The 23,771-nt window shown below is 61.8% G+C and carries 25 protein-coding genes and 1 riboswitch; of the genes, 9 read left to right on the top strand and 16 right to left on the bottom strand.

Features of this window, described 5'->3' with window-relative positions:
- Nucleotides 1-66: 66 nt before the first annotated feature.
- A riboswitch (TPP riboswitch) is annotated at nucleotides 67-168 on the bottom strand.
- Nucleotides 169-201: 33 nt separating this feature from the next.
- A complete protein-coding gene (locus J7557_RS13965) occupies nucleotides 202-879 on the top strand; it encodes a thiamine diphosphokinase (protein ID WP_291420667.1) in 678 nt (225 codons plus the stop codon).
- A 68-nt stretch (nucleotides 880-947) separates the two neighbouring features.
- On the opposite strand, the gene rpoH is transcribed toward J7557_RS13965, so the two are convergent.
- Together rpoH and J7557_RS13955 are read right to left on the bottom strand one after the other, a co-directional pair.
- Complete coding sequence (gene rpoH / locus J7557_RS13960) at nucleotides 948-1,817, bottom strand: RNA polymerase sigma factor RpoH (RefSeq protein WP_291420666.1); 870 nt, start codon at nucleotides 1,815-1,817, stop codon at nucleotides 948-950.
- Between the two features lie 232 nt (nucleotides 1,818-2,049).
- Entirely contained in the window at nucleotides 2,050-3,078 is a 1,029-nt protein-coding gene (locus J7557_RS13955; protein WP_291420665.1) for an RluA family pseudouridine synthase, read from the bottom strand.
- On the opposite strand from J7557_RS13955, the gene J7557_RS13950 reads away from it, so the two are divergent.
- The gene (locus J7557_RS13950) at nucleotides 3,077-3,430 is read left to right on the top strand and encodes a DUF6476 family protein (RefSeq protein WP_291420664.1); all 354 of its coding nucleotides are present in this window, start codon (nucleotides 3,077-3,079) and stop codon (nucleotides 3,428-3,430) included. The genes J7557_RS13955 and J7557_RS13950 overlap by 2 nt on opposite strands.
- An 18-nt stretch (nucleotides 3,431-3,448) precedes the next feature.
- Here the strand turns inward: J7557_RS13950 and J7557_RS13945 are convergent, their stop codons facing one another.
- Nucleotides 3,449-4,618 carry a hypothetical protein gene (locus J7557_RS13945; protein ID WP_291420663.1) on the bottom strand — a complete coding sequence of 390 codons (1,170 nt, stop codon included), beginning with the start codon at nucleotides 4,616-4,618 and terminating at the stop codon, nucleotides 3,449-3,451.
- 180 nt (nucleotides 4,619-4,798) lie between these two features.
- Nucleotides 4,799-5,371 carry a DUF1134 domain-containing protein gene (locus tag J7557_RS13940; RefSeq protein ID WP_291420662.1) on the bottom strand — a complete coding sequence of 191 codons (573 nt, stop codon included), beginning with the start codon at nucleotides 5,369-5,371 and terminating at the stop codon, nucleotides 4,799-4,801.
- A 97-nt stretch (nucleotides 5,372-5,468) separates the two neighbouring features.
- Here J7557_RS13940 and J7557_RS13935 point away from each other — a divergent pair, with 97 nt between their 5' ends.
- The 3 genes from J7557_RS13935 (at nucleotide 5,469) to J7557_RS13925 (ending at nucleotide 7,194) form a co-directional block, all read left to right on the top strand.
- The gene (locus tag J7557_RS13935; protein WP_291420661.1) at nucleotides 5,469-5,966 is read left to right on the top strand and encodes a YHS domain-containing (seleno)protein; all 498 of its coding nucleotides are present in this window, start codon (nucleotides 5,469-5,471) and stop codon (nucleotides 5,964-5,966) included.
- 69 nt (nucleotides 5,967-6,035) lie between these two features.
- Entirely contained in the window at nucleotides 6,036-6,746 is a 711-nt protein-coding gene (chpT, locus tag J7557_RS13930) for a histidine phosphotransferase ChpT (protein WP_291420660.1), read from the top strand.
- Nucleotides 6,747-6,822: 76 nt separating this feature from the next.
- Nucleotides 6,823-7,194, top strand: coding sequence for a PleD family two-component system response regulator (locus J7557_RS13925; RefSeq protein ID WP_035085758.1), 372 nt, complete (start codon nucleotides 6,823-6,825; stop codon nucleotides 7,192-7,194).
- Here the strand turns inward: J7557_RS13925 and J7557_RS13920 are convergent.
- The 3 genes from J7557_RS13920 to ctrA all read right to left on the bottom strand — a co-directional run bounded on the left by J7557_RS13920 (nucleotide 7,191) and on the right by ctrA (nucleotide 10,267).
- Nucleotides 7,191-8,456 (bottom strand): RNA polymerase sigma factor, encoded by a 1,266-nt coding sequence (locus J7557_RS13920; protein ID WP_291420659.1) that lies wholly within the window; start codon nucleotides 8,454-8,456, stop codon nucleotides 7,191-7,193. The genes J7557_RS13925 and J7557_RS13920 overlap by 4 nt on opposite strands.
- Nucleotides 8,457-8,537: 81 nt before the next feature.
- Nucleotides 8,538-9,308: an alpha/beta fold hydrolase gene (locus J7557_RS13915; protein ID WP_367272904.1), complete on the bottom strand. Its 771-nt coding sequence runs from the start codon at nucleotides 9,306-9,308 to the stop codon at nucleotides 8,538-8,540.
- A 251-nt stretch (nucleotides 9,309-9,559) separates the two neighbouring features.
- Nucleotides 9,560-10,267, bottom strand: a complete 708-nt coding sequence (gene ctrA, locus J7557_RS13910) for a response regulator transcription factor CtrA (protein ID WP_035085763.1) — start codon at nucleotides 10,265-10,267, stop codon at nucleotides 9,560-9,562.
- A 430-nt stretch (nucleotides 10,268-10,697) separates the two neighbouring features.
- On the opposite strand from ctrA, the gene fliI reads away from it, so the two are divergent.
- Together fliI and fliJ are read left to right on the top strand one after the other, a co-directional pair.
- Nucleotides 10,698-12,026 carry a flagellar protein export ATPase FliI gene (fliI, locus tag J7557_RS13905; protein WP_291420657.1) on the top strand — a complete coding sequence of 443 codons (1,329 nt, stop codon included), beginning with the start codon at nucleotides 10,698-10,700 and terminating at the stop codon, nucleotides 12,024-12,026.
- Nucleotides 12,027-12,084: 58 nt separating this feature from the next.
- Nucleotides 12,085-12,498 carry a flagellar export protein FliJ gene (gene fliJ / locus J7557_RS13900; protein ID WP_291420656.1) on the top strand — a complete coding sequence of 138 codons (414 nt, stop codon included), beginning with the start codon at nucleotides 12,085-12,087 and terminating at the stop codon, nucleotides 12,496-12,498.
- Between the two features lie 95 nt (nucleotides 12,499-12,593).
- Here the strand turns inward: fliJ and J7557_RS13895 are convergent, their stop codons facing one another.
- The 3 genes from J7557_RS13895 to J7557_RS13885 all read right to left on the bottom strand — a co-directional run bounded on the left by J7557_RS13895 (nucleotide 12,594) and on the right by J7557_RS13885 (nucleotide 15,237).
- Nucleotides 12,594-13,202: a PRC-barrel domain-containing protein gene (locus J7557_RS13895; RefSeq protein WP_291420655.1), complete on the bottom strand. Its 609-nt coding sequence runs from the start codon at nucleotides 13,200-13,202 to the stop codon at nucleotides 12,594-12,596.
- Between the two features lie 442 nt (nucleotides 13,203-13,644).
- On the bottom strand, nucleotides 13,645-14,103 hold the full coding sequence (locus J7557_RS13890; protein ID WP_291420654.1) for a GNAT family N-acetyltransferase: 459 nt from the start codon (nucleotides 14,101-14,103) through the stop codon (nucleotides 13,645-13,647).
- Nucleotides 14,104-14,145: 42 nt separating this feature from the next.
- On the bottom strand, nucleotides 14,146-15,237 hold the full coding sequence (locus tag J7557_RS13885; RefSeq protein WP_291420653.1) for a putative zinc-binding peptidase: 1,092 nt from the start codon (nucleotides 15,235-15,237) through the stop codon (nucleotides 14,146-14,148).
- A gap of 97 nt (nucleotides 15,238-15,334) precedes the next feature.
- On the opposite strand from J7557_RS13885, the gene J7557_RS13880 reads away from it, so the two are divergent.
- Nucleotides 15,335-15,946, top strand: a complete 612-nt coding sequence (locus J7557_RS13880) for a LysE family translocator (RefSeq protein WP_291420652.1) — start codon at nucleotides 15,335-15,337, stop codon at nucleotides 15,944-15,946.
- A gap of 79 nt (nucleotides 15,947-16,025) precedes the next feature.
- Nucleotides 16,026-16,223, top strand: a complete 198-nt coding sequence (locus J7557_RS13875) for a DUF2934 domain-containing protein (RefSeq protein WP_291420651.1) — start codon at nucleotides 16,026-16,028, stop codon at nucleotides 16,221-16,223.
- Between the two features lie 62 nt (nucleotides 16,224-16,285).
- On the opposite strand, the gene flhA is transcribed toward J7557_RS13875, so the two are convergent.
- From flhA to fliF, 6 genes are all read right to left on the bottom strand, one after another.
- Entirely contained in the window at nucleotides 16,286-18,439 is a 2,154-nt protein-coding gene (gene flhA / locus J7557_RS13870) for a flagellar biosynthesis protein FlhA (RefSeq protein ID WP_291420650.1), read from the bottom strand.
- Nucleotides 18,440-18,531: 92 nt separating this feature from the next.
- Nucleotides 18,532-19,899 carry a sigma-54-dependent Fis family transcriptional regulator gene (locus J7557_RS13865; protein ID WP_291420649.1) on the bottom strand — a complete coding sequence of 456 codons (1,368 nt, stop codon included), beginning with the start codon at nucleotides 19,897-19,899 and terminating at the stop codon, nucleotides 18,532-18,534.
- A gap of 20 nt (nucleotides 19,900-19,919) precedes the next feature.
- Nucleotides 19,920-20,210 (bottom strand): flagellar motor switch protein FliN, encoded by a 291-nt coding sequence (gene fliN / locus J7557_RS13860; protein ID WP_291420965.1) that lies wholly within the window; start codon nucleotides 20,208-20,210, stop codon nucleotides 19,920-19,922.
- 56 nt (nucleotides 20,211-20,266) lie between these two features.
- The gene (locus J7557_RS13855; RefSeq protein ID WP_291420648.1) at nucleotides 20,267-20,950 is read right to left on the bottom strand and encodes a hypothetical protein; all 684 of its coding nucleotides are present in this window, start codon (nucleotides 20,948-20,950) and stop codon (nucleotides 20,267-20,269) included.
- Nucleotides 20,951-20,954: 4 nt separating this feature from the next.
- A complete protein-coding gene (gene fliG, locus J7557_RS13850) occupies nucleotides 20,955-22,034 on the bottom strand; it encodes a flagellar motor switch protein FliG (RefSeq protein WP_084587782.1) in 1,080 nt (359 codons plus the stop codon).
- Nucleotides 22,035-22,040: 6 nt separating this feature from the next.
- Nucleotides 22,041-23,693 (bottom strand): flagellar basal-body MS-ring/collar protein FliF, encoded by a 1,653-nt coding sequence (gene fliF, locus J7557_RS13845; RefSeq protein ID WP_367272900.1) that lies wholly within the window; start codon nucleotides 23,691-23,693, stop codon nucleotides 22,041-22,043.
- Nucleotides 23,694-23,771: the final 78 nt, after the last annotated feature.

Raw genomic sequence — 23,771 nt, 5'->3', positions numbered from 1 at the left:
GGTCATCCCTTCAACGGTTGCGGCCATGGGAGAAGGGCATGTGTCAATGGGAAGAGCACGAAAAGGCACCCTTGCCATCTCGAACTTCCTCCGCCAGCATGACCTGGTTCAGGTTCAATGGGTAACTCTCAGCTCCGGCTTGCATCCGGAACACCCCAGCGAGACGGGTCGGACCTTATTGAGAGAAATGTGACAGTGCAAGTGACTTCAGAACGCGAGCCCGATGGGTCGCCGCTGGTCTTCGATCGCCCCCTCGCCATTGTCGGCGGCGGCACGGTTGACGGGGCTTTGCTGCGCGAATTGGCCGAAAAAGGCGTCGCTATGGTTGGGGCAGATGGCGGCGCCGACACGATCGACGCAGCCGGCCTCTTGCCCGATGCCGTGATCGGCGATCTCGATTCCCTGACGAATCGCACCGCCTGGGAGAGCCGCACCCGCGTCATCCATATCCCCGAACAGATCACGACGGATTTCCAGAAAGCGCTCTATTCGACCGAAGCGCCGGTCACCCTCGCGCTCGGTATGACCGGCAAGCGGCTCGACCACACGCTTGCTGCCCTCAGCGCCGTGCTGCAATATGCGCCGAGCCGCCGGATCATGCTGGTGGACGAGGTCGATGTGGCCCTCGCCGTCACCGGGTGCATTGCCTTCGACGCCGGCAAACGCGAACGCGTGTCCATCCACCCACTCTTGCCCATCCGCTTCCGTCGTTCGAGCGGGCTTTTCTATCCCATGAACGGCCTGCTGCTGGAGCCCGGAGGCCTCATCGGCACATCGAATGAAGGCACAGGCGGGCGCGTAGAAGTCGAACCCGAAGACGATACGCCCTGGCTGCTTATTCTCGACAAGTCGCGGCTATGGGACCTTATCGCCGTCTAGCCCCCCAAAACAAAAACTCCCGCGTCTCTTTCGAAACGCGGGAGCCATATCTTCAATCGCAAAAGCGCCTAGTGTGCGTGCGCAGCCTGCTGTACCGCTTCCTGCACCTTTTCGAAGGCGCGGACTTCGATCTGCCGGATGCGCTCGCGGCTGACGTCATATTGCTGGGCCAGTTCTTCGAGCGTCGCGGGATTGTCCTGCAGGCGGCGGGCCTGGAAGATGGCGCGTTCGCGTTCGTTGAGCACGTCCATGGCCTGGTTGAGCAGGGTCATGCGCTCGTCGAACTCTTGGGTTTCACCCAGGCTCGTTTCCTGGTCCGGCGTGTCGTCGACCAGCCAGTCCTGCCATTCGGACGAACCCTCATCCGCCCGCATGGGCGAATTGAGCGAAGCGTCACCCGAGAGGCGGGCATTCATCGACACCACGTCGTCTTCGGTGACGTTGAGGGTCGTCGCGATCTGCTTGATCTGGTCCGGGTGCAAGCTGCCATCGTCCAGGGCGGCGATCTGTCCCTTAACCTTCCTGAGGTTGAAGAACAGGCGCTTCTGGGCCGCGGTGGTGCCGATCTTTACGAGGCTCCACGACCGCAGGACGTATTCCTGGATGGCGGCCCTGATCCACCACATTGCATAGGTCGCGAGCCTGAAACCCTTTTCGGGTTCGAACCGCTTGACCGCATGCATGAGGCCGACATTGCCCTCGGAAATGACTTCAGAGATCGGCAAGCCATAGCCACGATAACCCATGGCGATCTTGGCGACGAGGCGCAGATGGCTGGTGATCAGCTTCTGGGCCGCGCCTGGATCGGCATGTTCCTTGTAGCGCTTGGCGAGCATGTATTCTTCATCCGGTTCCAACATGGGGAACTTGCGGATTTCCTGCAGATAGCGGCTGAGACCGCCTTCCGAGGAGAGGACGGGCAGATTGGTTTGGGCCATGGACGCACCCCCTTTCGTATCCCCCGCATTGCGCGGGCGGAAGAATCTCCCCCTGTCCATGCGGCACAGGCGGAGACGCACCGCCTAATATAGGCGGTAGTTTGGCGAATTTAAGAGGCAGAAACCAATCCGAACGTTACAAATCGGATAAGGTTCCGGCCGGCATAGTCGATGTGCCTCAAACACTACGCGCCAAAGAGCCTTTCGGTTCGATCACCCTTGGGTGATCTCCTTATCGCGCAAAAGCCTTGTCATAGGGTTCGAGCGCATCCTGGAGCACCCGCATATCCCCGGGGAGGTCCGCCTCGAACATCATTTCTTCGCCCGTCACCGGATGCTCGAAACCGAGTTCGGCGGCGTGTAGCGCCTGGCGGCCAAGAGAGCGAATGGCGCCGGCCAATTCCTCGGGCAGGCGATTGACCTTGGTCGCATAGCCCGAGGCATAGATCTGGTCGGCCACCAGTGGATGGCCGATATGGGCCAGGTGTACGCGGATCTGGTGGGTTCTGCCGGTTTCGAGCTGGCACTGGATGCGGGTAATGTCCCACTTCTCGTCGCCATAGCGGGCTTGCACGGCATAATGGGTAATCGCCTCGCGCCCATCCTTGCGCACGGCCTGTTTCAGGCGATTGCCGGGATCGCGGCCAAGCGGCGCATCGACCGAGCCCATGGCGCTCTGCGTCGAACCCCAGGCATAGGCAATATAGGCGCGGTGTAGCGGCCCCGTGCGGCCGTGATCGGCAAATTGCTCGGAGAGATGCTTGTGCGCCTTCTCGGTCTTGGCGGCCACCATGACGCCGGAGGTGTCGCGGTCGAGCCGATGCACGATGCCGGGGCGCTTGACCCCGCCAATGCCTTTCAGACTCTCCCCGCAATGGAAGATCAGCGCATTGACCAGCGTGCCATTAGGCGAGCCGGGGGCAGGGTGCACCACCATGCCGACGGGCTTGTTGATGACGATGAGTTCGTCGTCCTCATAGAGGATATCGAGCGGAATATCCTCGCCCTGCGGCTCCGGATCTTCCGGGGGTGGGGCAAGAAGGACGATTGTCTCGCCGGCCTTCAAGCGATACTTGGGTTCGCTGACGGGTTTGCCGTCGATGGTGACGGCGCCATTGAGGATCAGGTCCTTGATGCGGCTTCGGCTCAGAACGTCGTGCTCTTTGGCGAGCACGGCATCGAGCCTGCCCCCGGCGTTGGTGTCATCGACGACAAGTTCGATCGGCTCGCCCTCGAATTCGAAATCGGTATCGTCTGCCATGAGTGATCCTGACAAGTCCGGCAATAAGCCCGCCCCTGCCGAAACCGAAGTCTCGCCCGAGGCTGCTGCCGCTATTGGAAAAGCACGCCGCTCGGCGGGTGTCGCCATGGGCATCATGTTGCTGGGCTTTATGGCGATTGGCGTGGCCGTTGTCTATCGCCTCATGCGCGATGCGCCCCCACCGACCATTGCGGCAAGCGTCAGCGTGCCTCAGGGTTCGGAGGTGATTTCCTCGCTTACCGTCGATGGCACGATCCAAGTTACCTATCGCGCCGGCGGCGCGGTGATGCTTGCCGTGTTCGATTCCAAGACCGGCGAATTGCGCCAGAGCACGGAAATTGCGGCGCAGTAGTGCCGGTGAGGGGGCGGTCTAGCGCCCCTGAATTTCCCGCAGCGCCGCGAGGCGATCCGAAACCGAACCCCGGCGCGGGCCTTCACCCGTCGGCGGCTCCAGCGTGCCCATCGTCTCGCCATCATCGGCAAAGCGCTGGACCCGATCGAAGAGGCTCTCTTCGACATTGGTTTCGAGCGGCGTATCGTGGTCGACGGCATAGACCAGCCGGCTGACGCTGGCGGCGATATCATTGAGCTTTTCGCGCAGGTGCGCCTCTTCGAAGCGCTCGGTCTGCCAATCGGCAAGGATCGAGGATTCGACATTGGCGACCTTATTGCGCAGGCGCTCCACCTCGTCTTCGAGCCCGAGCTTGTTGGCCAGCAATTGCTCGACCCGGCCATTGCTCTGGGCGACAGCTTCGCTCGATTCCGCAAGGAGCGCATTGAGCCGGTTTTCGGCGCTCGCCATGCGGGCTTCCGCCGCCACCAGCGCTTGGGCGTTTTCCTCGTCCCGCGCATCTTTTCGGGCCAGCGCATCGCGCATCTGGGCGATGGCGGCCGTGGCCTCCGAAGACCGACGGTCGGAATTTTCCAGCCGTTCGATCAGGCTGTGGGCCTGTTCCTCGAGGAAGGCAGCACGCTTGCGCTCGACGGCGAGCAGCGCGGTCAGCCGGTCGACGTCGTGATCGTAGTCGCCGCTGAGGTTTTCGCCGCCGGTTGCTTCGGGAAAACCTTCGCGCAGGCTCCCGCGCAGGGTTTCGATCTCGTCCTGGCGCACTTCTACATCGCGCTCGCGCATGCGCAGCCGTTGCGCGAGGTCGGTGCCTTCCTTTTCGAGTTCCAGAATGCGCGCCCGCAAATCGACCTGCCGGCTTTCAAGCTCGGAGACCACGGCCATGTGTTGTTCGCGCTCGGCTTTGAGCGCACCAAGATCAGTGCGCTTCTGGTTCACATCGCTCAATTGCTCGGCGAGGCGCTTGCGCAGCGTCTCGACATTCATTTCGAGCCGGCGCGTCGAAAGCGCGAATTCGGCCCGCAACTGGTCCTTGTCGGCGCGGAATTCGGAGAGGGTAATGGGCGTTGCAGCCTCGATGCGGCGCTTGGTCAGGCGCACGGCGCGTTTCCACACGGCCGGCATGATGATCAGCGCGACCAGCCCTGCCACCAGCAGGCCCAGCGCAAAATACATCATGTTTTCGATCAGCATCGTGTGTACTCCGGCTGCAAGCAGCCCCGGCAAAGCCGGCTCGTCCATATTCCGATTTACCGCTCAGGTTTTATCCTGACCATCTCCACAGAAGATTAACCCTAACGGCTTCGGGACACGAGTCACGAAAAAGCCGGGGACAAAGCCCCGGCTCATCAATTCGCTCAATGCATCCTGCCGTCAGAACGGGTTCCAGGTCGGCTGATTGGTGAAGTTGAGATAGCCGACATTGATGCCGAGGCGGGCGCCGACGCCGGAACGGATCGGCACGACGACGACGTCGCCGCGCTTGGTCACCGTCATGCCCAGGCCACCGATCACATAGGCGGAGCCATCGACGCCGGGATAGCGACCCAGAATGTCCTGAATGGTCTGCAGGTTATAGACCAGCATCATCACCTTCGAGCCGTCGCCGCCGACGTCGAAACCGATGCTCGGACCCTGCCAGAAGATCGAATATTCCCCGGCATTGCGGGTATAGAGTTTGCCCTCGCCATATTTGGCGCCGACAAACAGGGCGCCGCCGGCTTCCTCGCCGAGGATATAGCCATTGGGCAGGCCGAACTGGCTCACGGCCTTTTCGACGACGGAGGCAAGGCCCTGGCTGGCCGAGCCGAAGAACTGGTGTCCGCTTTCAACCAGCTCTTCACCCGAATAGGTATCGCTCAGCGAACCCTGCGCCAGGGCGGGTGCCGCGGCGGGCAGTGCGAGCGCCAGCAACAGGGCACCGATTTTGGCCAGGCGTTTGAACATGGATCATCTCCCTTGGGCGGCTCAGCGTGGTTACGAAGACATTAAGGTCTTTGCGGCAAATTTACCGCCGACGACGTGCCGTTCCTGGATTTCGATCATGCAGCAAACCTCTAAACAAATCTTAACCATGTTCGCCGTGGTGCTGCCGCTTTTTGGGCCGTTTTCTGCCCATTTTACCCCCGCCATCGCCCAGTCCGTCGTCAGCTACATCACCACCGATCCGCTCACCGGCATCGCCATCGGCGGCATGGATCCCGTCTCCTATTTCACCGAGACGGCACCCCAGCCGGGCAAGCCCGAATATGAATTCTACTGGATGGGTGCGCCCTGGCATTTTGCCAACGAGGCCAATTTCGAGATTTTCAAGCGCCACCCGGAAATCTATGCGCCCCAATATGGTGGCCATGGTGCGATGAGCATGGCGCGCGGTTTCGTTTCGGATTCCGATCCTCGGCTCTATACCGTGTTCAAGGAGCGCCTCTTCCTCTTCTATTCGGCAGCCAATCGCGAGGCATTCCTGCTCGCGCCCGATGCTGCCGCCCGCCAGGGCGCCGCAAACTGGCCCTCATTGTCCAAAACGCTATCGACGCAGTAGTGCTGGGCCGCGCGTCCCTTTATCCTCTAAATGACTGATTCACCGCTTCGGCGGGCATGGAGACCTAAGATGACCGATATCATTGAGCTCAAGGCAACGGACCTCGCCGCGATGCTGTGCTCGCGGGTTTGCCATGACCTGATCAACCCAATCGGCGCCATCGGCAATGGGCTTGAAGTCCTCGCCGATCCCTCGCAGGCCGAAATGTCGGAAGGCGCGCGCGACCTCATCGCCAGCGCCGCCAAGCAGAGCCGCGCAAAACTCGAATTCGCCCGCCTCGCCTATGGCGCCTCTTCCACGGCCGGCACCGATATCGACACGCGCGAATGCGAGCGTGTCGCGCGCATTCTCTTCGATATCGAAAAGGCCGATCTCGACTGGCAGGTGCCGCTGATCCTCCTGCCCAAGCACAAGGCCAAGCTCCTCATGAACATGCTGCTCATCGCAGCCGGTTCCGTGCCGCGTGGCGGCCTCGTTACCGTCAAGGTGACCGGCCCGGCCGGCGAAGAAAAGTTCGAGTTCAATTCCAAGAGCGATCCGGAAAAGCGCCAGAAAACCCTGGTTCCCTCCGGTTCCGCCGGCCTTCTCTCGGGCATGCCGGAAGAAGGCTCGGTCGACGCCCGCGGCATCCAGCCCTTCTATACCGGTCTTCTCGCGCGCATGACCGATATGGAACTCGATATCGGCATCGAAACCGACGTTTTCTTCTTCACCGCCATTCCGAAAGCCAAGGAAGACGCGGTGGCCGAAGAGGCCAAGTCCGAGACCGCCAGCGAATAGTTGGCAGTTCGCTAACCATTCCCAAACCACTTGCCGCGCATAGTCCGGGCAGCGCCTGTCTGCCCGGAGCTTTGTTATGCCCACTTGCCTGATTGTCGACGACTCCACCGTCGTGCGCAAAGTGGCGCGTCGTATTCTTGAAGATATCGACTACACGGTCGAGGAAGCCGAAGACGGCCAGGAAGCCTTCGAGAAGTGCAAGGCGAACATGCCTGACGCGATCCTGCTCGATTGGAACATGCCGATCATGAGCGGCCTCGAATTCCTGAAGTTGCTGCGCGCCTATATCGGCGGAGAAAAGCCGCGCATCGTCTATTGCACGGTCGAGCATGACATCGGCGCCATCGCCCTTGCCCGCAAGGAAGGCGCCGACGACTACATGCTGAAGCCGTTCGACCGGAATAGCCTCGAAGCTAAGTTCGACCTCAGCCGGATCGAGGCGGCCTAGGCCGCCACCTCTGCCGCCCTGCCGAGGAGATAAGCCCTCTCCCGCTCGTTGCGCGTCAATTCGGCCGCCTTCAGAAAATCGAGATTGGCTTCCGTATGCCGCTCAAGCTTGCGGAGGAGGTCGCCGCGCACGCCATAGAGCAGGTGATAGTTCTCTAGCATGCCACCCTCGCGGATGGCTTCCACGAGAGGCAGGGCCGCCGCCGGCCCTTCGGCCATGGATACTGCCACGGCCCGGTTCAATTCGACCACCGGCGAGGGCATGATTTCCACCAGCACGGCATAAAGCGATGCGATCCGCCGCCAATCCGTATCGCTGGCCCGACGCGCCCGCGCGTGACAGGCCGCGATCGCCGCCTGCAGCGCATAGGGTCCGCCAACGCCATTGAGTGCATTGACGCGATCGAGCCCGGCAAGGCCGCGCCGGATCATCAACTGATCCCACAATGCCCTGTTCTGGTCCGGCAACAGGATCGGTTCGCCCTTGGCATTGGTACGGGCATTGACGCGGCTATGCTGGATTTCCATCAGCGCCAGAAGACCATGGACCTCCGGCTCCTCCGGCATCAGCCGAGCCAGGATACGCCCCATGCGCATGGCCTCTTCGCAGAGCTGTGGCCGCATCCAGTCTTCCCCGGCCGTTGCCGAATAGCCCTCGTTGAAGATGAGATAGAGCACGCCCAGCACCGATTGTAGTCGCTCGACCCGCTCTTCGCCGCGCGGCACTTCGTAGGGCACGCCGGCATCGGCAATGGTGCGCTTGGCACGCACGATGCGCTGGCCGATGGTCGTGTCATTGGCGAGAAAGGCGCGGGCGATTTCTTCCGTCGTCAGCCCGCCGATCAGCCGCAGTGTTAGGGCAACGCGGCTTTCGGCCGGCAGGATCGGGTGGCAAGACGTGAAAATGAGGCGCAGGAGATCGTCGCCGACATCGTCGTCCATGCTGTCATGGATGGCGGCTTCGGCGTCCGGCACCTCGTCCTCCATGATGCGGCCGACCTCTTGGAGCTTTCCCGCCGCCATCTTGCGGTGGCGGAAATAGTCGATCGCCTTGCGCTTGCCCGCCTGCATCAGCCAGGCGCCGGGGTTGCGCGGCACCCCGGTTTCCGGCCAATGCTTTAGCGCCGCCATCAGGGCGTCCTGCGCCAGTTCCTCGGCCAGCGAAATGTCGCGCACCAGCCTCGTCAAACCGGCAATCAGCCGCGCCTGCTCGACGCGCCAGACGGTCGCGATGGCCTTGTCGGTTTCTTGGCGATTGCTCATCGGCCCCTCCAAATCGCGGGCAAATCTGCCAGCGAAGTGGCACGAGGAAAAGACCGGAGTGACTGATCCCGGCAGGTGTGATCATTGATCGAACATGCCCTTGGGCGTTTCACCCTTGAGGAAGGGCTCCGTAAAACCCATCAGCAGGTCGACCTGATTGATCACCGCCGTGTGCGAAGTCGCGGGCAGGATGGCAAGGCGCGAAGCACCCAAGGGTTGGCCCATATCGCCCGGCTCGCCGCCGCCGAGCAGACGGAACATGCTCACGAGATGTTCGAGCGTCATCATGTCCGCGTCGCCCGCAATGATCAGCACCGGCGATTTCAGGTCCTTGACCTCGTCGCCCCAGGCGAGCGGCTCGTGCTCGAGCGCAATCATGCGCTCGACAAAGGGGCGGAAGCCCTCGGGATTGGGGGCATATTGCTTCCAGGCATCTTCCATCGGCGAACCGATGAACATTTCGGGCACCATGGTCGGGATCATGGCGAGAAAAGCCGGCTGCGCGCCCTCCATGTCATAGCTGACCGAAGCGGCAACGAGCTGGTCGACCTTTTCCGGATGGTCGATGGCGAGCCGCAGTCCGGCCGCGGCACCCATGGAATAGCCAAAGATATCGGCCTTTTCCAAGCCAACGGCATCCATGAAGGCGGCAACGTCGCTGGCAAGATTGGGATAGGTGATCGGCCGGTCGATATCTCCCGTCCGCCCATGGCCCTGGAATTCGATGGCATAGACCGTGTGGCTTTCCGCCAGCGCCGGAATGATGCCGCCCATGGTCGGGATGTTCATATAGGCGCCGTGCAGCACGACGATCGGATCGCCGGAGCCGGACACCTCATAATACATGCGCATGCCGTTGACGTCGGCATAGTCGCCCTTGGCGACATCCTCGGCGAACACGCCGGCGCTGGCGGCGAGTGTCATGGTCAGGGCAGTAATTGTCGAACGCATCATGTCCAGTCTCCCATGGCGCTATCGGTGCGCCTTCATGGAGACGACGACTGGTCGTTTGTGGTTTCGACAGGGTCTGACAAATTTTGCGGCAGAAAAGCAAAAGCCCCGCGCGATGCGTCGCGCGGGGCTTTGATTGGGTCGTCCTGAGATCAGGCGACGTTTTCGCTATAGACATCAGCCTCATCGGGCTCGCGCAGCACATAGCCGCGGCCCCAGACGGTTTCGATGTAATTCTTGCCGCCGGTGGCAACGCTGAGCTTCTTGCGCAGCTTGCAGATGAAGACGTCGATGATCTTCAGTTCCGGCTCGTCCATGCCACCATAGAGGTGGTTGAGGAACATTTCCTTGGTGAGGGTCGTACCCTTGCGGAGCGAAAGCAGCTCCAGCATCTGGTATTCCTTGCCCGTCAGATGGACGCGGGCGCCCTGCACTTCGACGGTCTTGGTGTCGAGGTTGACCATGAGGTCGCCCGTCGAGATGACCGACTGGGCATGGCCCTTGGAGCGGCGAACGATGGCGTGGATGCGAGCCACGAGTTCGTCCTTGTGGAAGGGCTTGGTCATATAGTCGTCGGCGCCGAAGCCGAGACCACGCACCTTGTCTTCGATGCCGGCAAGGCCCGAGAGAATAAGGATCGGCGTCTGCACCTTGGCGACGCGCAGCGTCCGCAGGACCTCATAGCCGCTCATATCAGGCAGATTGAGATCCAGCAGGATAATATCATAGTCATAGAGTTTGCCGAGATCGACGCCTTCCTCACCGAGATCGGTGGTGTAGACGTTGAAACTTTCGGACTTGAGCATCAGTTCGATGCTCTGCGCCGTGGCGCTATCGTCCTCGATGAGGAGTACCCGCATTATATTCCCCTTGTCATTCGTTCCTGCTGGAACCCGCGTGGTGGGATGACAAGTCCAACCACCACGCTCCAACCCTACTGGATATGACTGAAGCCTAAGCCCAAATAGTTAACAAAGTTTAATTCGCTTCGGCAATACGCAAACACTGTTAGGGTGATTTTAATTTAAGTGTTTGAAATTGTTAAGAAAAATAGATGAAAATTTCTTAAGGTAGTACGTTAAGAAGTGCCTACAAGCGATTCAGACGACTCGTGCATTCACTGATGTGGGAGTGATTTGGGCGCAAAGCTCCGCCATCTACGCCAGCGGCCCGAACGCTCAGCCAATAGCGAATTTAAGTTAATGTTCGGTTATCTTGCGATTCGCGCCGGCCCCGATTCGGAGGCGGGACGTAAACCATATTTGTGTCAGCAAAAGGCCCGAACCAAGCATGAAGGCGCTCATATCGGCCATCGACGCCATCGACGATGTCGAGGTGTTCGGGCGCGTCAAATCGGTTCAAGGGCTGCTGATCGAGGTGGTCGGCCCGGTGCGCGAGCTGCGCGTCGGCGGCCGCGTCATGGTCGAGGGCAGCGATGGCGGGCATCTTGCCGCCGAGATCATCGGGTTTCGCGATGGTCACGCCCTCTGCCTGCCCTTCGGGGAGCTAGGCGGCGTGCGCATGGGTTGCAAGGCGGTGTTCAAGCGCCACGATGGCGCCGTCAATCCTTCCATGGCCTGGCTCGGCCGCGTCATCAATGCCAATGGCGAGCCGATCGACGGCATGGGCCCCCTGGCGCGCGGCGCAAAATCCTACCCACTGCGCCAGTCCCCGCTCGCCGCGCATGATCGCGTGCGCGTGGGCGATCCCCTTGATCTCGGCGTCCGCACCCTCAACACCTTTACGACGCTCTGCGAAGGCCAACGCATGGGCATTTTTGCCGGCTCGGGTGTCGGCAAGTCGGTGCTCATGTCGATGCTGGCGCGCAATACCAATGTCGACGTGTCGGTCATCGGGCTCATCGGCGAGCGCGGCCGCGAGGTGCACGAGTTCATCCAGGAATATCTGGGCGAAGAAGGTCTCAAGCGCGCCATTGTCGTGGTCGCGACCTCGGACGAAGCCGCGCTGATGCGCCGCCAGGCCGCCTACATCTCCTTGGCGCTATCCGAATATCTGCGCGACGAGGGGCTGCGGGTTCTGTGCATGATGGACTCGCTCACCCGCTTCGCCATGGCGCAGCGCGAGATCGGTCTTTCCATCGGCGAACCACCCACGGCCAAGGGTTATCCACCGACAGTCTTCACAGAATTGCCACGTTTGCTCGAACGCGCGGGGCCTGGAACGCCTTCTACCGGTTCTATTACCGGACTATTTACCGTTTTGGTGGAAGGTGATGATCACAATGAGCCCATTGCCGATGCCGTGCGCGGTATTCTCGATGGGCATATCGTGATGGAGCGCGGCATTGCCGAGCGGGGGCGTTATCCCGCCGTCAACGTGCTCCGGTCCATTTCGCGCACCATGCCAGGGTGCGTACCGACCGAGGTTCGGCCGGTTCTGGCAAGGGCGCGAGAGCTCATGTCCATATTTTCGGACATGGAGGAACTGATCCGGCTGGGGGCTTACCGCAAAGGGTCAGATCCGAATGTGGACCGCGCTATCGCCGTGAATCCCAAGCTGGAAGGGTTTTTGAACCAGCAGCGGGAGGAGACGTCGACGATCGCCGAGGGCTATGAACGCCTTGCTGAGATCATCGCCGAGGCGGATGCGCAGGTCTGACGGGAGTGTGCTTGGGGCCTCTTTCGGAGACTGACTTGATGTGTAAGGAGTACAGGTCTTGAAATCGCGCAGTGAGAGCCTCATTCGGCTCAAGAAGTTCAATGTCGACGAAAAGCGCCGACAGGTCATGCAGATCGAAATGATGGTCGCGGACTTCGAGCGCATGGCTTCCGAACTCGATCAGCAGATCGAGATCGAGCAGACCAAGACCGGCATTTCTGACGTCGCCCATTTTGCCTATTCAACGTTTGCCAAGGCCGCCTTGCAGCGCCGCGACAACCTTCTCGCTTCCGCTACCGATATGCGCGGCAAGCTCGAGACGGCGCAGGATCAGCTGGCCGAAGCCCTCGAAGACCTCAAGAAGGTCGAACTGCTCGACCAGCGCGAACATCAGCGCGAGCGTGACGAGCAGAACAAGATCGAACAGCAGGAATATGACGAGATCGCTCGCCAGCGCTTCCGCAACCGCTGATCTCATTCAGAATACAAAAAGGCCCGCCGAAGCGGGCCTTTTCCTTTCCGTGGGCCTCCAGTGAGCAAAGGCCATCGGGAAAAATTCCGTCGATGCTACTGCGTGGTGACGGGAGCCGGTGCCATCGCATCGGGGGCCGGGGCCATGGCATCAGGTGCGGCCGGAGCCATGCCATCGGCTGCCGGAGCGTCAACCGGCTCATCTTCGGCCCAGACGAAGTCAGGCGCCGTGGTCAGGGCTTCAGCCGTGGTCGGCAGCACCCAGCGTTCGGTATTGTCAGCGGCGAGGGTGAATTCGAGCGAGTCGAAGTCAACGGCGACGCTCTTTTCGCCAATGCCGAGGAAGCCGCCGACGCCGATGACAACGGCTTCGATCTGGCCGCCTTCAGAAAAGACGAGATCGCTGATTGAACCGATCTCTTCGGCATCGTCACCGGCGCTCGAATAGACCGGCTGGCCGATCAGGCGCGTACCAAGATTATCCGTATCAGCGGCAACATAGCCGGCCGACATGTCCCAAGGCTCGTGGACGTCGGTGGTCTGCGCAGCACCGGTATCAAGCGGGGCGGCAGGAACTTCAGCCGCAGGGGCTTCAGTTGTGGTCGCCGGCGCATCAGTCGGGGCGGGTGCGGGCGCTTCCTGAGCAATAGCAGCAGTACCCATGAGCACGGCAACGGCCGTAGTAGTCAAAAGCGTGCGGATCATTGTAGGCTCCAATGGTTCATTTGTTTGAACAGAGCCATGCGGCGCAAAACTTGCCGGTAGAGTGCCGCGTGGCCCGTTGATTGATGAACGTCTCGATCCCGATGCCGTTCCCCATCAATTTCCCAACTATTTGTGGAACCCGCATTTCCGCCGGAAACCCTGCGGTCTGCGGCGAAATCATTGAACGATTTCGGAGAAATCATTGAACGATTTGCTTCGCAAACGTTGAAAAGGCCGGCTCCCGCGCGAGGCGGTGCCGGCCCTTTTTCGCCTCCCTGGCGATTGGTCGCGTCCTGCGAAAAGACAAGAATTCGCGTTCTTGCCTTAAGTAGCACCACACCTGGTTGCCGCCCGGCAGGACGCGCTCTATGAGCGACAAGCCCACAATAACGTAGACTTGAGGGCAGGAGTCCCTCAGCCGGGTTAATGCGTTAAATTTGAATTAATCGATTAAGGTTGCACTAGCCTTGTCATAGTCGCGCATGGCCCGGTGCGGCATGCCGCCATCCATGAATTCCGGGCCGAAAGCGACAAAGCCGAGCTTCTCGTAAAGCCCCAGCTTGTCGGACTGTGCGGTGAGGTAAAAGCGCTCGCTTCCCTTGGCCCGCGCATCCGCCATGGCCTTTTCGATCAGCTTTCGCGCCACGCCCTTGCCGCGCCAGGCCTGGTGCACGGCCACCCGGCCGATCTTCATGTGCTCGGGCTGCTCGATCAGCCGTAGCGTCGCAACCACATTGCCCTCGGCGACGGCCACATAGTGGGTCGCGGTGAGATCGTAACTGTCGAGCTCTTCCTCTTCCGGCACTTTCTGCTCCCAGACGAACACCTCCTTGCGCAGGGCAAAGGCGGCATTGGACAGGGTGGAGAAAACGGGGACGCAGAGAATGGTGATATCGGACATGAGGAGGGTTTAGCAGCAAGCGCGATCTGCTGGAAGCACCCCTCAGTTCGTGGCTTCGAGCGCCGCCAGCTGTTCCAGAGCCGGTGCCTGATGCACCAGATCGTTGATGAAGCTGAGCTTTCCGATGACCACCTGCGACAGCACGAAGGGATACGCATCGGCCTGCCCCATGGCACGGTTGAGATTGTTGAGAAGCGAAGCCAGGGGGATCCAGTTGTCGACGATCACAGCCATGTCGGGCGCCATATAGGGGTCGAAGGAGACCGGGAGCAAAGCAAGGCTTTCGTCACCGGTCCTCGGCTTTGCCCGGATGCCAAAGGCAGCCGCCATTTCCACCGTATCGACGATATGGAGGTAGTGCGCAAAGGTCTCGGCAAAGTCCTCCCAGGGGTGGGCGGTTGCATAGGCCGAGATATGGGTTGCAGGCCATCCAGCCGGAGCGCCATTGCCGTAATAGGTCTTGAGCGCTGTTCCGTAGTCGGCGCGCTCGTCTCCAAAAAGCTCGCGGAACCGCTGCTCCGGCGGCTGGCCACTGACGAGTAGGTCCCAGTAATGGTGTCCGATTTCGTGCCGGAAATGCCCGAGCAAGGTGCGATAGGGCTCGCCCATGCCGGTCCGCCGCCGCTCGCGTTCGGCATCGTTGGCTTCGGCGAGGGCAATGGTGATAATACCGCTTTCATGCCCCGTCATCACATGCGGCGCGCTTTCGGCATCGGCGAGAAACCTGAAGGCGAGGCCATGCTCGGGATCTTCGGCCCGCGTCGCAAGCGGCAAGCCCAGCCGCAGCAGGGAGTACATCAGGCGCTTCTTGGCGCGCTCGACCACCTGCCAGCGGGTGAGGTTGTCGGGATTGTCGAGCGCCGGAATGGTCTCGTTGTGCTGGCAGGCGGTACAAAAAACCGGGCCACCGTCCTCCGCTTCGATCAGCCAGTTACAGGCGCCGTGCTGTGCATTGGCGCAATAGATGTAGCGCGAGCCGGGAATGGCCGGCGCGACCCAGCCGCCGTCGACTGCATCGAGTGACACCAGCGCATTGTGCCGGGGCAGATAGCCCAGCGCGTGGCCGCAATGCTCGCAGCGGCTGTTCTCGAAATAGACGGTATTGCCGCAGTGATCGCAGACGAAGAGGCGCATGCTGGTCCCCTGTTGGTGACGGGGATAATGTCACGGAGGACTTGCCGTTCCGCGCGAAAAGAGAAACTGTCCTGACAGCCCTCCGGAGGACCGTCCCTTGAGCGTCGAATTTCTCATCACGACCCTGATCGTCGTCGTCTCTCCCGGCGCCGGTGCGCTCTACACCATCGCCGCCGGCCTTGGTCGCGGCAGCAAGGCGAGCCTCTGGGCCGCGCTCTTCTGCACCCTCGGCATCGTGCCGCACATGATTGCGGCCATTACCGGTCTTGCCGCCATTCTCCATACCAGCGCGCTCGCCTTCGAGATAATCAAGTATCTCGGCGTTGCCTATCTCCTCTACATGGCTTGGGCGACACTGCGCGAAACCGGCTCCCTCTCGGTCGCCGCCAATGCCGAGCCCAAGAGTTTGAAAGACATGGCCGTTGAGGTTGTTCTCATCAACCTCCTCAATCCAAAACTCTCGATCTTCTTCTTTGCCTTCCTGCCGCAATTCGTGCCGGCCGATGCGCCGGGCGCAGTGCCGCAGATGCTGCAATTGAGCCTTGTCTTCATGGTGATGACCTTCGTGGTCTTCGCGCTTTATGGGCTCTTTGCCGCCGCCATTCGCGGCCACGTCATCTCCAAGCCCGCCATTATGGTCTGGATGCGCCGCTCCTTTGCCGCCGCCTTCGTGGCGCTTGGGGCCAAGCTGGCCTTGACCAGCCGGTAAAATCTCAGTCACTGCGCCGTCGTCGGCAACTGCTAGGTCACGCTCGCGTTCTGCATTCATGCGTTACGAGGAGAGCACCATGCCACATGTCGAGGAATACAAGATCCGTGACCGTGCCTACCAGCTTTGGGAAGAGGCGGGCCAGCCTGAGGATCGCGAACAGGAATTCTGGTTTCAGGCCGAGCGCGAGCTGGCCGAGGAAGACGAGATCGATGTCTCGCGCGAGGCATCGGTGATCGATCTGCCGCCGCTGGTATCGGGCAATATCACCCACTGATCAAACAGAAAGGGCGAACCACTGGTTCGCCCTTTCGCTATTCTGATGCTGCTTGAAACCGCCTAGATGGCGCCCACCGTCTTGAGGCGGACGCGGGGGTGAACCTCGTTCTGGCTCATCACGACCGTCTGCGGGCGGAAGCGCTCGATGATGGCGCGCACATGCGGACGGATCGAGGGCGAGGTGATCATCACCGGCAGTTCGCCCTGCTGGGCTGCCTTTTCGAAGGCCTGACCAACCGAGATGATGAACTGCTGCAAGCGGCTCGGCGCCATGGCGAGGTGGCGGTTCTCGCCTTCGCCAACCATGGCTTCGGCAAAGTCGCGTTCCCACTGCGGGGAGAGCGTGAGGAGCGGCAGGTTGCCGTCCTGGCCCAGATTTGCAGCGCAGATCTGGCGGGCGAGGCGGCTGCGAACATGCTCGGTGATCGCCTGGATCGAGCGGCCCGGTGCGGCCACTTCGGCAATGCCTTCGAGAATGGTCGAGAGGTCGCGGATCGAGATGCGCTCGGTGAGGAGGCCCTGGAGGATACGCTGCACGCCGGAGACCGAAATCTGGCTCGGAATGATGTCTTCGACGAGCTTCTGCTGGTCCTTGGGCAGGCCCGAGAGCAGGGTCTGCACATTGGCGTAGCTAAGGAGTTCGGCGACGTTGGCCTTGAGGACTTCGGTCAGGTGGGTCGAAATCACGGTCGACGGGTCGATGATCGAGAGGCCACGCAGTTCGGCTTCGTCGCGCAGCGCCGGGTCGATCCAGGTCGCCGGCAGGCCGAAGGTCGGCTCGGTCGTCTGGTGGCCTGGCAGGTCGATCGGATTGCCATAGGGGTCCATGACCATGAGCAGGTTGGCGTGGATCTGGCCGTGGGCGGCTTCGACTTCCTTGATGCGAACCTTGTAGTCGTTGGGTTCGAGCTGCATGTTGTCGAGGATGCGGACTGGCGGCATGACGAACCCCAGTTCCAGCGCCAGCTGACGGCGCAGGGCCTTGATCTGCTCGGTGAGGCGATCGGTGCCGCTTTCGTCTTCCTTGACGAGACCGAGCAGGCCATAGCCGAGTTCGAGCTTGAGATCGTCGATCTTGAGGCTATCGCTGATCGGCGGTTCGCCGGCCGGGGCAGCGCCTGGCTGGCCCGGGGCGCCCGGCGCCTTGGCTGCCGCTTCCGCCACGGTCTTGGCGCGCTCGACGACTTCACGGGCCGATTTGGTGCGCGCAGCGCGGTAGGCGGCATAGCCGACGCCACCGGAGAGGGCGAGGAAGGGGATGAGCGGCATGCCCGGCAGCAGGGCCAGGGCCGCCATCACGGCCGATGCCATGCCCAGAGCCTTGGGATAGCCGCCGAACTGGGTGGTGAGGGCCTTGTCGGCGGCGCCCGAAACACCCGACTTCGACACGAGGATACCGGCTGCGGTCGACACGATCAGGGCCGGGATCTGCGAGACGAGACCATCGCCGATGGTCAGCAGCGTATAGACGCTGCCGGCTTCGCCGGGCGAGAGACCTTCCTGCATGATGCCGATAGCCATGCCGGCCGAGACGTTGATGAAGGTGATGATCAGGCCGGCAATGGCATCGCCGCGCACGAATTTGGACGCACCGTCCATGTTACCGAAGAAGGCGCTTTCGCCTTCGAGTTCGGCACGGCGCTTCTTGGCGGTGTCTTCGTCGATGAGGCCCGCCGAAAGGTCGGCGTCGATGGCCATCTGCTTGCCGGGCATGGCGTCCAGGCTGAAGCGCGCCGCGACTTCGGCGATACGACCGGAACCCTTGGTGATGACGATGAAGTTCACGATCACGAGGATGATGAAGATCACGATACCGATGACGAAATTGCCGCGCGTCACGAAGTTGCCGAAGGCCTCGATGACGTGTCCGGCGGCGGCGGAGCCGTTGTGACCCTCCGATAGGATCAGTCGCGTCGTGGCGAGGTTGAGGCCGAGGCGCAACATGGTCGCGATCAGCAGCACCGTCGGGAAGGACGAGAATTCGAGCGGCTTCTGGATGAACAGCGCCGTCATCAGGATCATCACCGAGAAGACGATCGAGATGGCGAGGAGTCCGTCGACCATCAAGGCCGGCAGCGGCACGATGAGGATGACGATGAGACCCATCACGCCGGTGGCCAGCGCGATATCGCCCGAGCGCAGCGTATCCAGAATGGACTTCACTGACGGCAGCTTGAAGCTGAGGCGGGAAGACGAAGAAGAAATATCGGTCATCGTGCCGGTCCTATGGCCTCAGGCCAAAGTCGAAAACCCCTCTCCCAGGATGGGAGAAGGGGAAGAGAGGTCGCTGGGAGCAGGAAGGGCGCTCAAGCCACGTTCCGCCGTTCGCCGGGCTCGGGAATATTGAGCCCTTCGTCGGAATATTGGTTGAGCTTATTGCGCAGCGTCCGGATCGAGATCCCCAGGATATTGGCCGCATGCGTGCGGTTGCCCCAGGTGTGGTCGAGCGTATCGAGGATCAGTTCGCGCTCCACATCGGCCACGGTGCGGCCGACCAGGGCCCGCGACATGGCTTCGGCGGTTTCGGCAAGCTGCTGGGCCGGCGAATGGATGCGCGCGGCTTCATTGAGGCCCATGCCGTCGGGCAGCACGATGGCTTCGGCGCCGATCATGGTGCCGGTCGCAAGGAGTACCGCGCGGTGCAGCGTATTTTCGAGTTCACGCACATTGCCCGGCCAGGGCGCATGGAGCAAAGCCGTGCGCGCATCTTCGGAAAGTTCGCGCTTCGGCAGGCCATTGGCCTTGGCATATTTGGCAACGAAATGATCGGCCAAAGCCACGATGTCACCCGGACGCTCGCGCAGGGCCGGGAGCTTCAGGTTGACGACGTTGAGGCGGAATAGCAGGTCTTCGCGGAACGAGCCTTCACGCACGGCTTCCGTCAGGTTGCGGTTCGAGGTGGCGAGAATGCGGATATCGACCGGCACGGGCTTGGTGCCGCCAACGCGGTCGATGACGCGCTCCTGGATGGCGCGCAGCAGCTTTGCCTGCAGGCGCACGTCCATTTCCGAAATTTCGTCGAGCAGTAGCGTGCCGCCCGAGGCTTCCTCGAATTTGCCGACGCGGCGGGCGACGGCGCCGGTGAAGGCACCCTTTTCGTGGCCGAAGAGCTCAGATTCGAGCAGGGCTTCGGGAATGGCGGCGCAATTGACCGAGATAAACGGCTTGTTGGCGCGCTTGGAGCGCGAATGAACGAAACGGGCGACGACTTCCTTGCCGGTGCCGCTTTCGCCGGTAATCAGAATGGATGCTTCGGAGGCCGCAACCTGCTCGGCCATCTTGACGACGCGCTGCATGGCCGGATCGCGGAAGAGGAAATCTTCGCTGTCACGAGACACGGCCTGGATGACCGCCGCGATCAGCATCGCATCGGGGGGCAGGGGGATGTATTCCTTGGCGCCGGCGCGGATGGCGTTGACGGCGGCGGCGGCATTGGTCTCGACGCCGCAGGCGACGACGGGAATGGCGATGCGTTCGGCTTCCAGCGCAGCGATGAGACCGGCAATGTCCATCATCACGTCGACGAGCAGCAGGTCAGCGCCGCGGCCGGTGCGCAAAGCGGCCATGGCGATATCGATGCCGGGGGCGTGAGCGACCTTGGCGCCGCCATCCATGGCCATTTTGGTGGCCTGGCTCAGTTGACCTTCGAGGGCTCCGACGATGAGGAGACGCATACCAGTCACTCCCGTTCTTGTTATTGAGGCTTGATGATCTCGGTCATGGTGACGCCGAGCCGGTTTTCCACCAGCACGATTTCGCCACGGGCCACGAGGCGGTCATTGACGTAGATTTCCACGGCTTCACCGACCTGGCGGTCGAGTTCGACCACGGTGCCGGTATTGAGCTTCAAGAGGCTCGCGACCGGCATCTTGGTGCGGCCGAGCACGACCGAGACGCGCACGGGCACGTCGAACACGGCTTCGAGATCGTCCGCGGTGCGCTCGACATAGGCCTCGGCGCGGGTGTCGGAACCGGTGCCGGGCATGTCGCCCGCGCCAAAATCTTCCATTTCCGCTGCGTTGGTCTCAGGATCGGTCGGGTTCATTCACCGCTCTCCTTGGCTATATGTGATCCGGCCTTGTTCGCCTTGGCGGCGAGATAGGCGGCGATTGTTTCGTTGATCTCGGTGTCGAGGCCGTCGGAATCGCGGATGAGACCGCCATCGACCCATTCGAGCCTGCCGTCGCCGAGACGGATATCGGGTTCCCCCATCACCACCAGGCGCCCGGCATAGCCGGATGTCGCGATCTGGGCCGTGGCGATGTCGCGGATCTGGTCGGCCAGATCCTCGTGGCAGCGGATCACCAGATGCGGTACGCCCGAAAGGCTCGGCATGCATTCGGCAATCAAGGCTTCGAGTTCCGCCGTCGGCTCGCGGCCGACGAGATGGAAGGCCAGTTTCCGGCCCACGCTGACGGCGAGGCCCACGGCCTCCTTGTGGCTCTCCGCCCGTGCCTCGTCGAGCGCTGCGGTCATGCTGGCCGCATGCGCTGCAAGCGTTCCGGCTGCGGCGGCAATGGTCTGAGTTGCCATGGATGTAGCATTGCCTTCGCCGGCCACCAGACCCTCGGCATAGCCTTCCTCGCGGGCCTCGCGCACGAGGCGCTCGACCACATCCTCGGGAATGCCGACCGGCTCGGGCGGCAGGTCCGGCACGACGCTCTGGGACAGAGCAGGGCGGTCGGCCAGATCGAGATCGAAGGTGAAACGGGCAAGGGCGGCCATGGCGTCAACCGATCATCTGGTCGTCGCCCTTGGACTTGACGATGAGGATTTCCCCCTTCGCCGCCAGGTCCTTGGCAACCGACACCATGCGGGCCTGGGCTTCGTCCACGTCCTTGAGACGCACCGGGCCCATGGCCATCATGTCGTCCTGCATCAGCTTGGCCGCACGGCTCGACATGTTTTTCAGGAAGAAATCCTTGATCTCGTCGTTGGCGCCCTTGAGGCAGAGCGCCAGTTCGCGCTTGTCGACGCGAGAGAGCAGGGTCTGGATCGCCGACATGTCGAGCTTGGCCAGATCCTCGAAGGTGAACATGAGCGACTTGATGCGCTCGGCATCTTCGCGGCTCTTTTCTTCAAGGCTGGTGATGAAACGCGCTTCGGTCTGGCGATCGAAGGTATTGAAGATTTCGGCCATCAGCTCGTGGCTGTCGCGGCGCTTGGACGTATTGAGCGTCGAGATGAATTCGGTGCGTAAGGTCTGCTCGACCTTTTCGAGAATATCCTTCTGCACCACGTCGAGGCCGAGCATGCGCTGCACGACTTCCATGGCGAGCTCTTCGGGCAACGAGGCGAGCACGTCGGATGCGTGTTCTGGCGCGATCTTGGAGAGGATCACGGCAACGGTCTGCGGATATTCGTTCTTGAGATAGGCGGCGAGAACGTCGGCCTGCACATTGGAAAGCTTTTCCCACATGTTGCGGCCGGCCGGGCCGCGGATTTCTTCCATGATCGCGTCGACACGATCCTGGGGCAGGAAGCTCAGGAGCAGGCGTTCGGTCGAGTCCGAATTGCCCGCCACATTGCCGTTGGAGGCAATGTTGGTGACAAATTCGGCCATCAGTTCGTCGAGCATTGCCGGGGTGATCGGACCCAGTTTGACCATGGCGCGTGACAGCGTCTTGATCTCGTGTTCGTCGAGTTCTTCAAAGATCGGCTTGCCGTGGTCGGGGCCGAGCGCCAGCATCAGGGCCGCGGCCTTCTCGTCGCCCTTGAGGGCGCGATAGTTCGAGGCACCGCCGATCTTGAGCTGGGGGCCGCCTGCGCGGGCTTCTGGGGTCTCAACGGCTTGAGCTACAAGGGCCATGTCAGATCACGCTGCGTTGGAGAGCCAGCCGCGCACGATCAGCGCTGCCTGCTTGGGGTTTTCTTCGACGAGCGAACCGACGGACTTGAGCTGCTGAAGCTGCTGCTCGCCCAGCGCCTTGGCGTCTTCGATCCAGTCGTGGTTGGCGAGAGCCGCCCGAGCCGCATCGCTCATCGGCTCGCCATTGTCGTTGCTGATGACATTGCCTTCGGCATCGAGCGTCGTGCCCTGGCCCAGTTCCACCGCGGCCGGCAGGGCCAGCGGTGCAGGTTCGGGGCTGATCACCTTCTTCAAGAGCGGACGCAGCACGAAGAACAGGAGGGCGAGGGCGATGAGCAGGGTCACGGCCATTTCCGCGCCATTCATCAGGTCGTCGCGGGTGAAGTCGAGGAGGCCGCCCTGCTGGTCGGTACCGGGCGGCGCCAGTTCCGGACGCTCGGCAAACTGCATGTTGACGACTTCGACATTGTCGCCGCGTTCTGCCGAGTAACCCACAGCCGAGCGGACCAGCGTCAGGATCTGGGCGATCTCGTCGGCGGAACGGGCGGTATAGGTCATATTGCCCGCGCCGTCGTCGGCATAGGTGCCATCGACAACCACGGCCACCGACAGGCGCTTCAATGCGCCCGCTTCGGTCACGGCCGTCTGGGTCTTCTTGGAAATCTCGTAGTTGACGACTTCCTCGGTCGAATTGCCCTGTTCGGTATTGCCATTGCTCGCGCCATTGCCGCTGGCCCCCGGCAGTTCATTGGCGACGGTCACCTGGCCGGCCGCAGCGCCGGACTGGTTCTGGGCTTCGCGGGTCTGGGTCGAGCGGACCACCTGGCCTTCGGGATCGAAGGTTTCCTCGGTCACCGTCGAGCGGTTGAAATCCATCTCGGCCGAGATTTCGACGCGGGCCCGGCCGGCGCCGACTACATTGGCCAGCATGTCTTCCACACGGGTGCGCAGACGATTTTCGAAGGCGAGGGAGCGCTCCTCGGCCTGGCCCGACATGGCGCCGAGACCATCGTCTTCGGTGCCCGAAGCCAAGAGGTTACCGGCATCGTCGACGATCGATACGCGCTGGGGGCTCAGGCCTTCGATGGCCGAAGCCACGAGGTGCTGGATAGCGCGGATTTCGCCGTTCGAGAGCGCGCCGCGCACGGAAAGAACGATTGAAGCTGATGGGTCCTTGCGCTCGCGGCGGAAAAGTTCGCGCTCGGGCAGGACGAGGTGGACACGCGCACCCTTGATGCGCGAGAGCGAGGAAATGGTGCGGGCCAGTTCGCCTTCGAGGGCGCGAACATTGTTGATGTTCTGGACAAAGCTCGTGGCACCCAGGGTCGATTGCTGGTCGAAGATTTCGTAGCCGACTTGGCCGCGCGTGGGCAGGCCTTCGCCGGCCAGGTTCATGCGCAGCGTGGTGATCTGGTCGCGCGGCACGAGAATGGTGTCGCCATCGCCGCGCAGTTCGTAGGGCACATTGGCCGTTTCGAGCTGGGAGATGATGGCCGAAGAGTCTTCGAGGCTGAGCCCGCTATAGAGCGGGGATAGGTTTGGCGTCTGGGCCCGCATCATCAGGAAGACGAAGAAGCCCATGATCAGGACGGCGACCGTCGCCATGGCGGCCAGGCGCGGCATGCCGATGCGGTTGATGAGAGTAGTTAGACTTTCCACGCTGCCACTCGAGTTTGGTCAAGTGCAATCGTCGGAGCCCCCGTCGACCGCTGGGCAAAAATTACCCATCAGATGGTA

The organism is Devosia sp., assembly GCF_017744655.1.
Classification (GTDB): domain Bacteria; phylum Pseudomonadota; class Alphaproteobacteria; order Rhizobiales; family Devosiaceae; genus Devosia.
This window is presented reverse-complemented; position numbering and strand designations above follow the sequence as displayed.

Excerpts from the sequence above, each read along its gene's own strand:
- fliG (WP_084587782.1), bottom strand. The coding sequence starts at position 22,034 with ATGGCCCTTGTAGCTCAAGCCGTTGAGACCCCAGAAGCCCGCGCAGGC.
- J7557_RS13940 (WP_291420662.1), bottom strand. The coding sequence starts at position 5,371 with ATGTTCAAACGCCTGGCCAAAATCGGTGCCCTGTTGCTGGCGCTCGCA.
- fliI (WP_291420657.1), top strand. The coding sequence starts at position 10,698 with ATGAAGGCGCTCATATCGGCCATCGACGCCATCGACGATGTCGAGGTG.
- J7557_RS13855 (WP_291420648.1), bottom strand. The coding sequence starts at position 20,950 with ATGGCCGCCCTTGCCCGTTTCACCTTCGATCTCGATCTGGCCGACCGC.
- J7557_RS13935 (WP_291420661.1), top strand. The coding sequence starts at position 5,469 with ATGCAGCAAACCTCTAAACAAATCTTAACCATGTTCGCCGTGGTGCTG.
- flhA (WP_291420650.1), bottom strand. The coding sequence starts at position 18,439 with ATGACCGATATTTCTTCTTCGTCTTCCCGCCTCAGCTTCAAGCTGCCG.
- chpT (WP_291420660.1), top strand. The coding sequence starts at position 6,036 with ATGACCGATATCATTGAGCTCAAGGCAACGGACCTCGCCGCGATGCTG.
- fliN (WP_291420965.1), bottom strand. The coding sequence starts at position 20,210 with ATGCCCGGCACCGGTTCCGACACCCGCGCCGAGGCCTATGTCGAGCGC.
- J7557_RS13875 (WP_291420651.1), top strand. The coding sequence starts at position 16,026 with ATGCCACATGTCGAGGAATACAAGATCCGTGACCGTGCCTACCAGCTT.
- J7557_RS13920 (WP_291420659.1), bottom strand. The coding sequence starts at position 8,456 with ATGAGCAATCGCCAAGAAACCGACAAGGCCATCGCGACCGTCTGGCGC.
- J7557_RS13865 (WP_291420649.1), bottom strand. The coding sequence starts at position 19,899 with ATGCGTCTCCTCATCGTCGGAGCCCTCGAAGGTCAACTGAGCCAGGCC.
- rpoH (WP_291420666.1), bottom strand. The coding sequence starts at position 1,817 with ATGGCCCAAACCAATCTGCCCGTCCTCTCCTCGGAAGGCGGTCTCAGC.
- J7557_RS13950 (WP_291420664.1), top strand. The coding sequence starts at position 3,077 with ATGAGTGATCCTGACAAGTCCGGCAATAAGCCCGCCCCTGCCGAAACC.
- ctrA (WP_035085763.1), bottom strand. The coding sequence starts at position 10,267 with ATGCGGGTACTCCTCATCGAGGACGATAGCGCCACGGCGCAGAGCATC.
- J7557_RS13915 (WP_367272904.1), bottom strand. The coding sequence starts at position 9,308 with ATGCGCATGTATTATGAGGTGTCCGGCTCCGGCGATCCGATCGTCGTG.
- J7557_RS13890 (WP_291420654.1), bottom strand. The coding sequence starts at position 14,103 with ATGTCCGATATCACCATTCTCTGCGTCCCCGTTTTCTCCACCCTGTCC.
- J7557_RS13925 (WP_035085758.1), top strand. The coding sequence starts at position 6,823 with ATGCCCACTTGCCTGATTGTCGACGACTCCACCGTCGTGCGCAAAGTG.
- J7557_RS13885 (WP_291420653.1), bottom strand. The coding sequence starts at position 15,237 with ATGCGCCTCTTCGTCTGCGATCACTGCGGCAATACCGTCTATTTCGAG.
- J7557_RS13955 (WP_291420665.1), bottom strand. The coding sequence starts at position 3,078 with ATGGCAGACGATACCGATTTCGAATTCGAGGGCGAGCCGATCGAACTT.
- J7557_RS13895 (WP_291420655.1), bottom strand. The coding sequence starts at position 13,202 with ATGATCCGCACGCTTTTGACTACTACGGCCGTTGCCGTGCTCATGGGT.
- J7557_RS13945 (WP_291420663.1), bottom strand. The coding sequence starts at position 4,618 with ATGCTGATCGAAAACATGATGTATTTTGCGCTGGGCCTGCTGGTGGCA.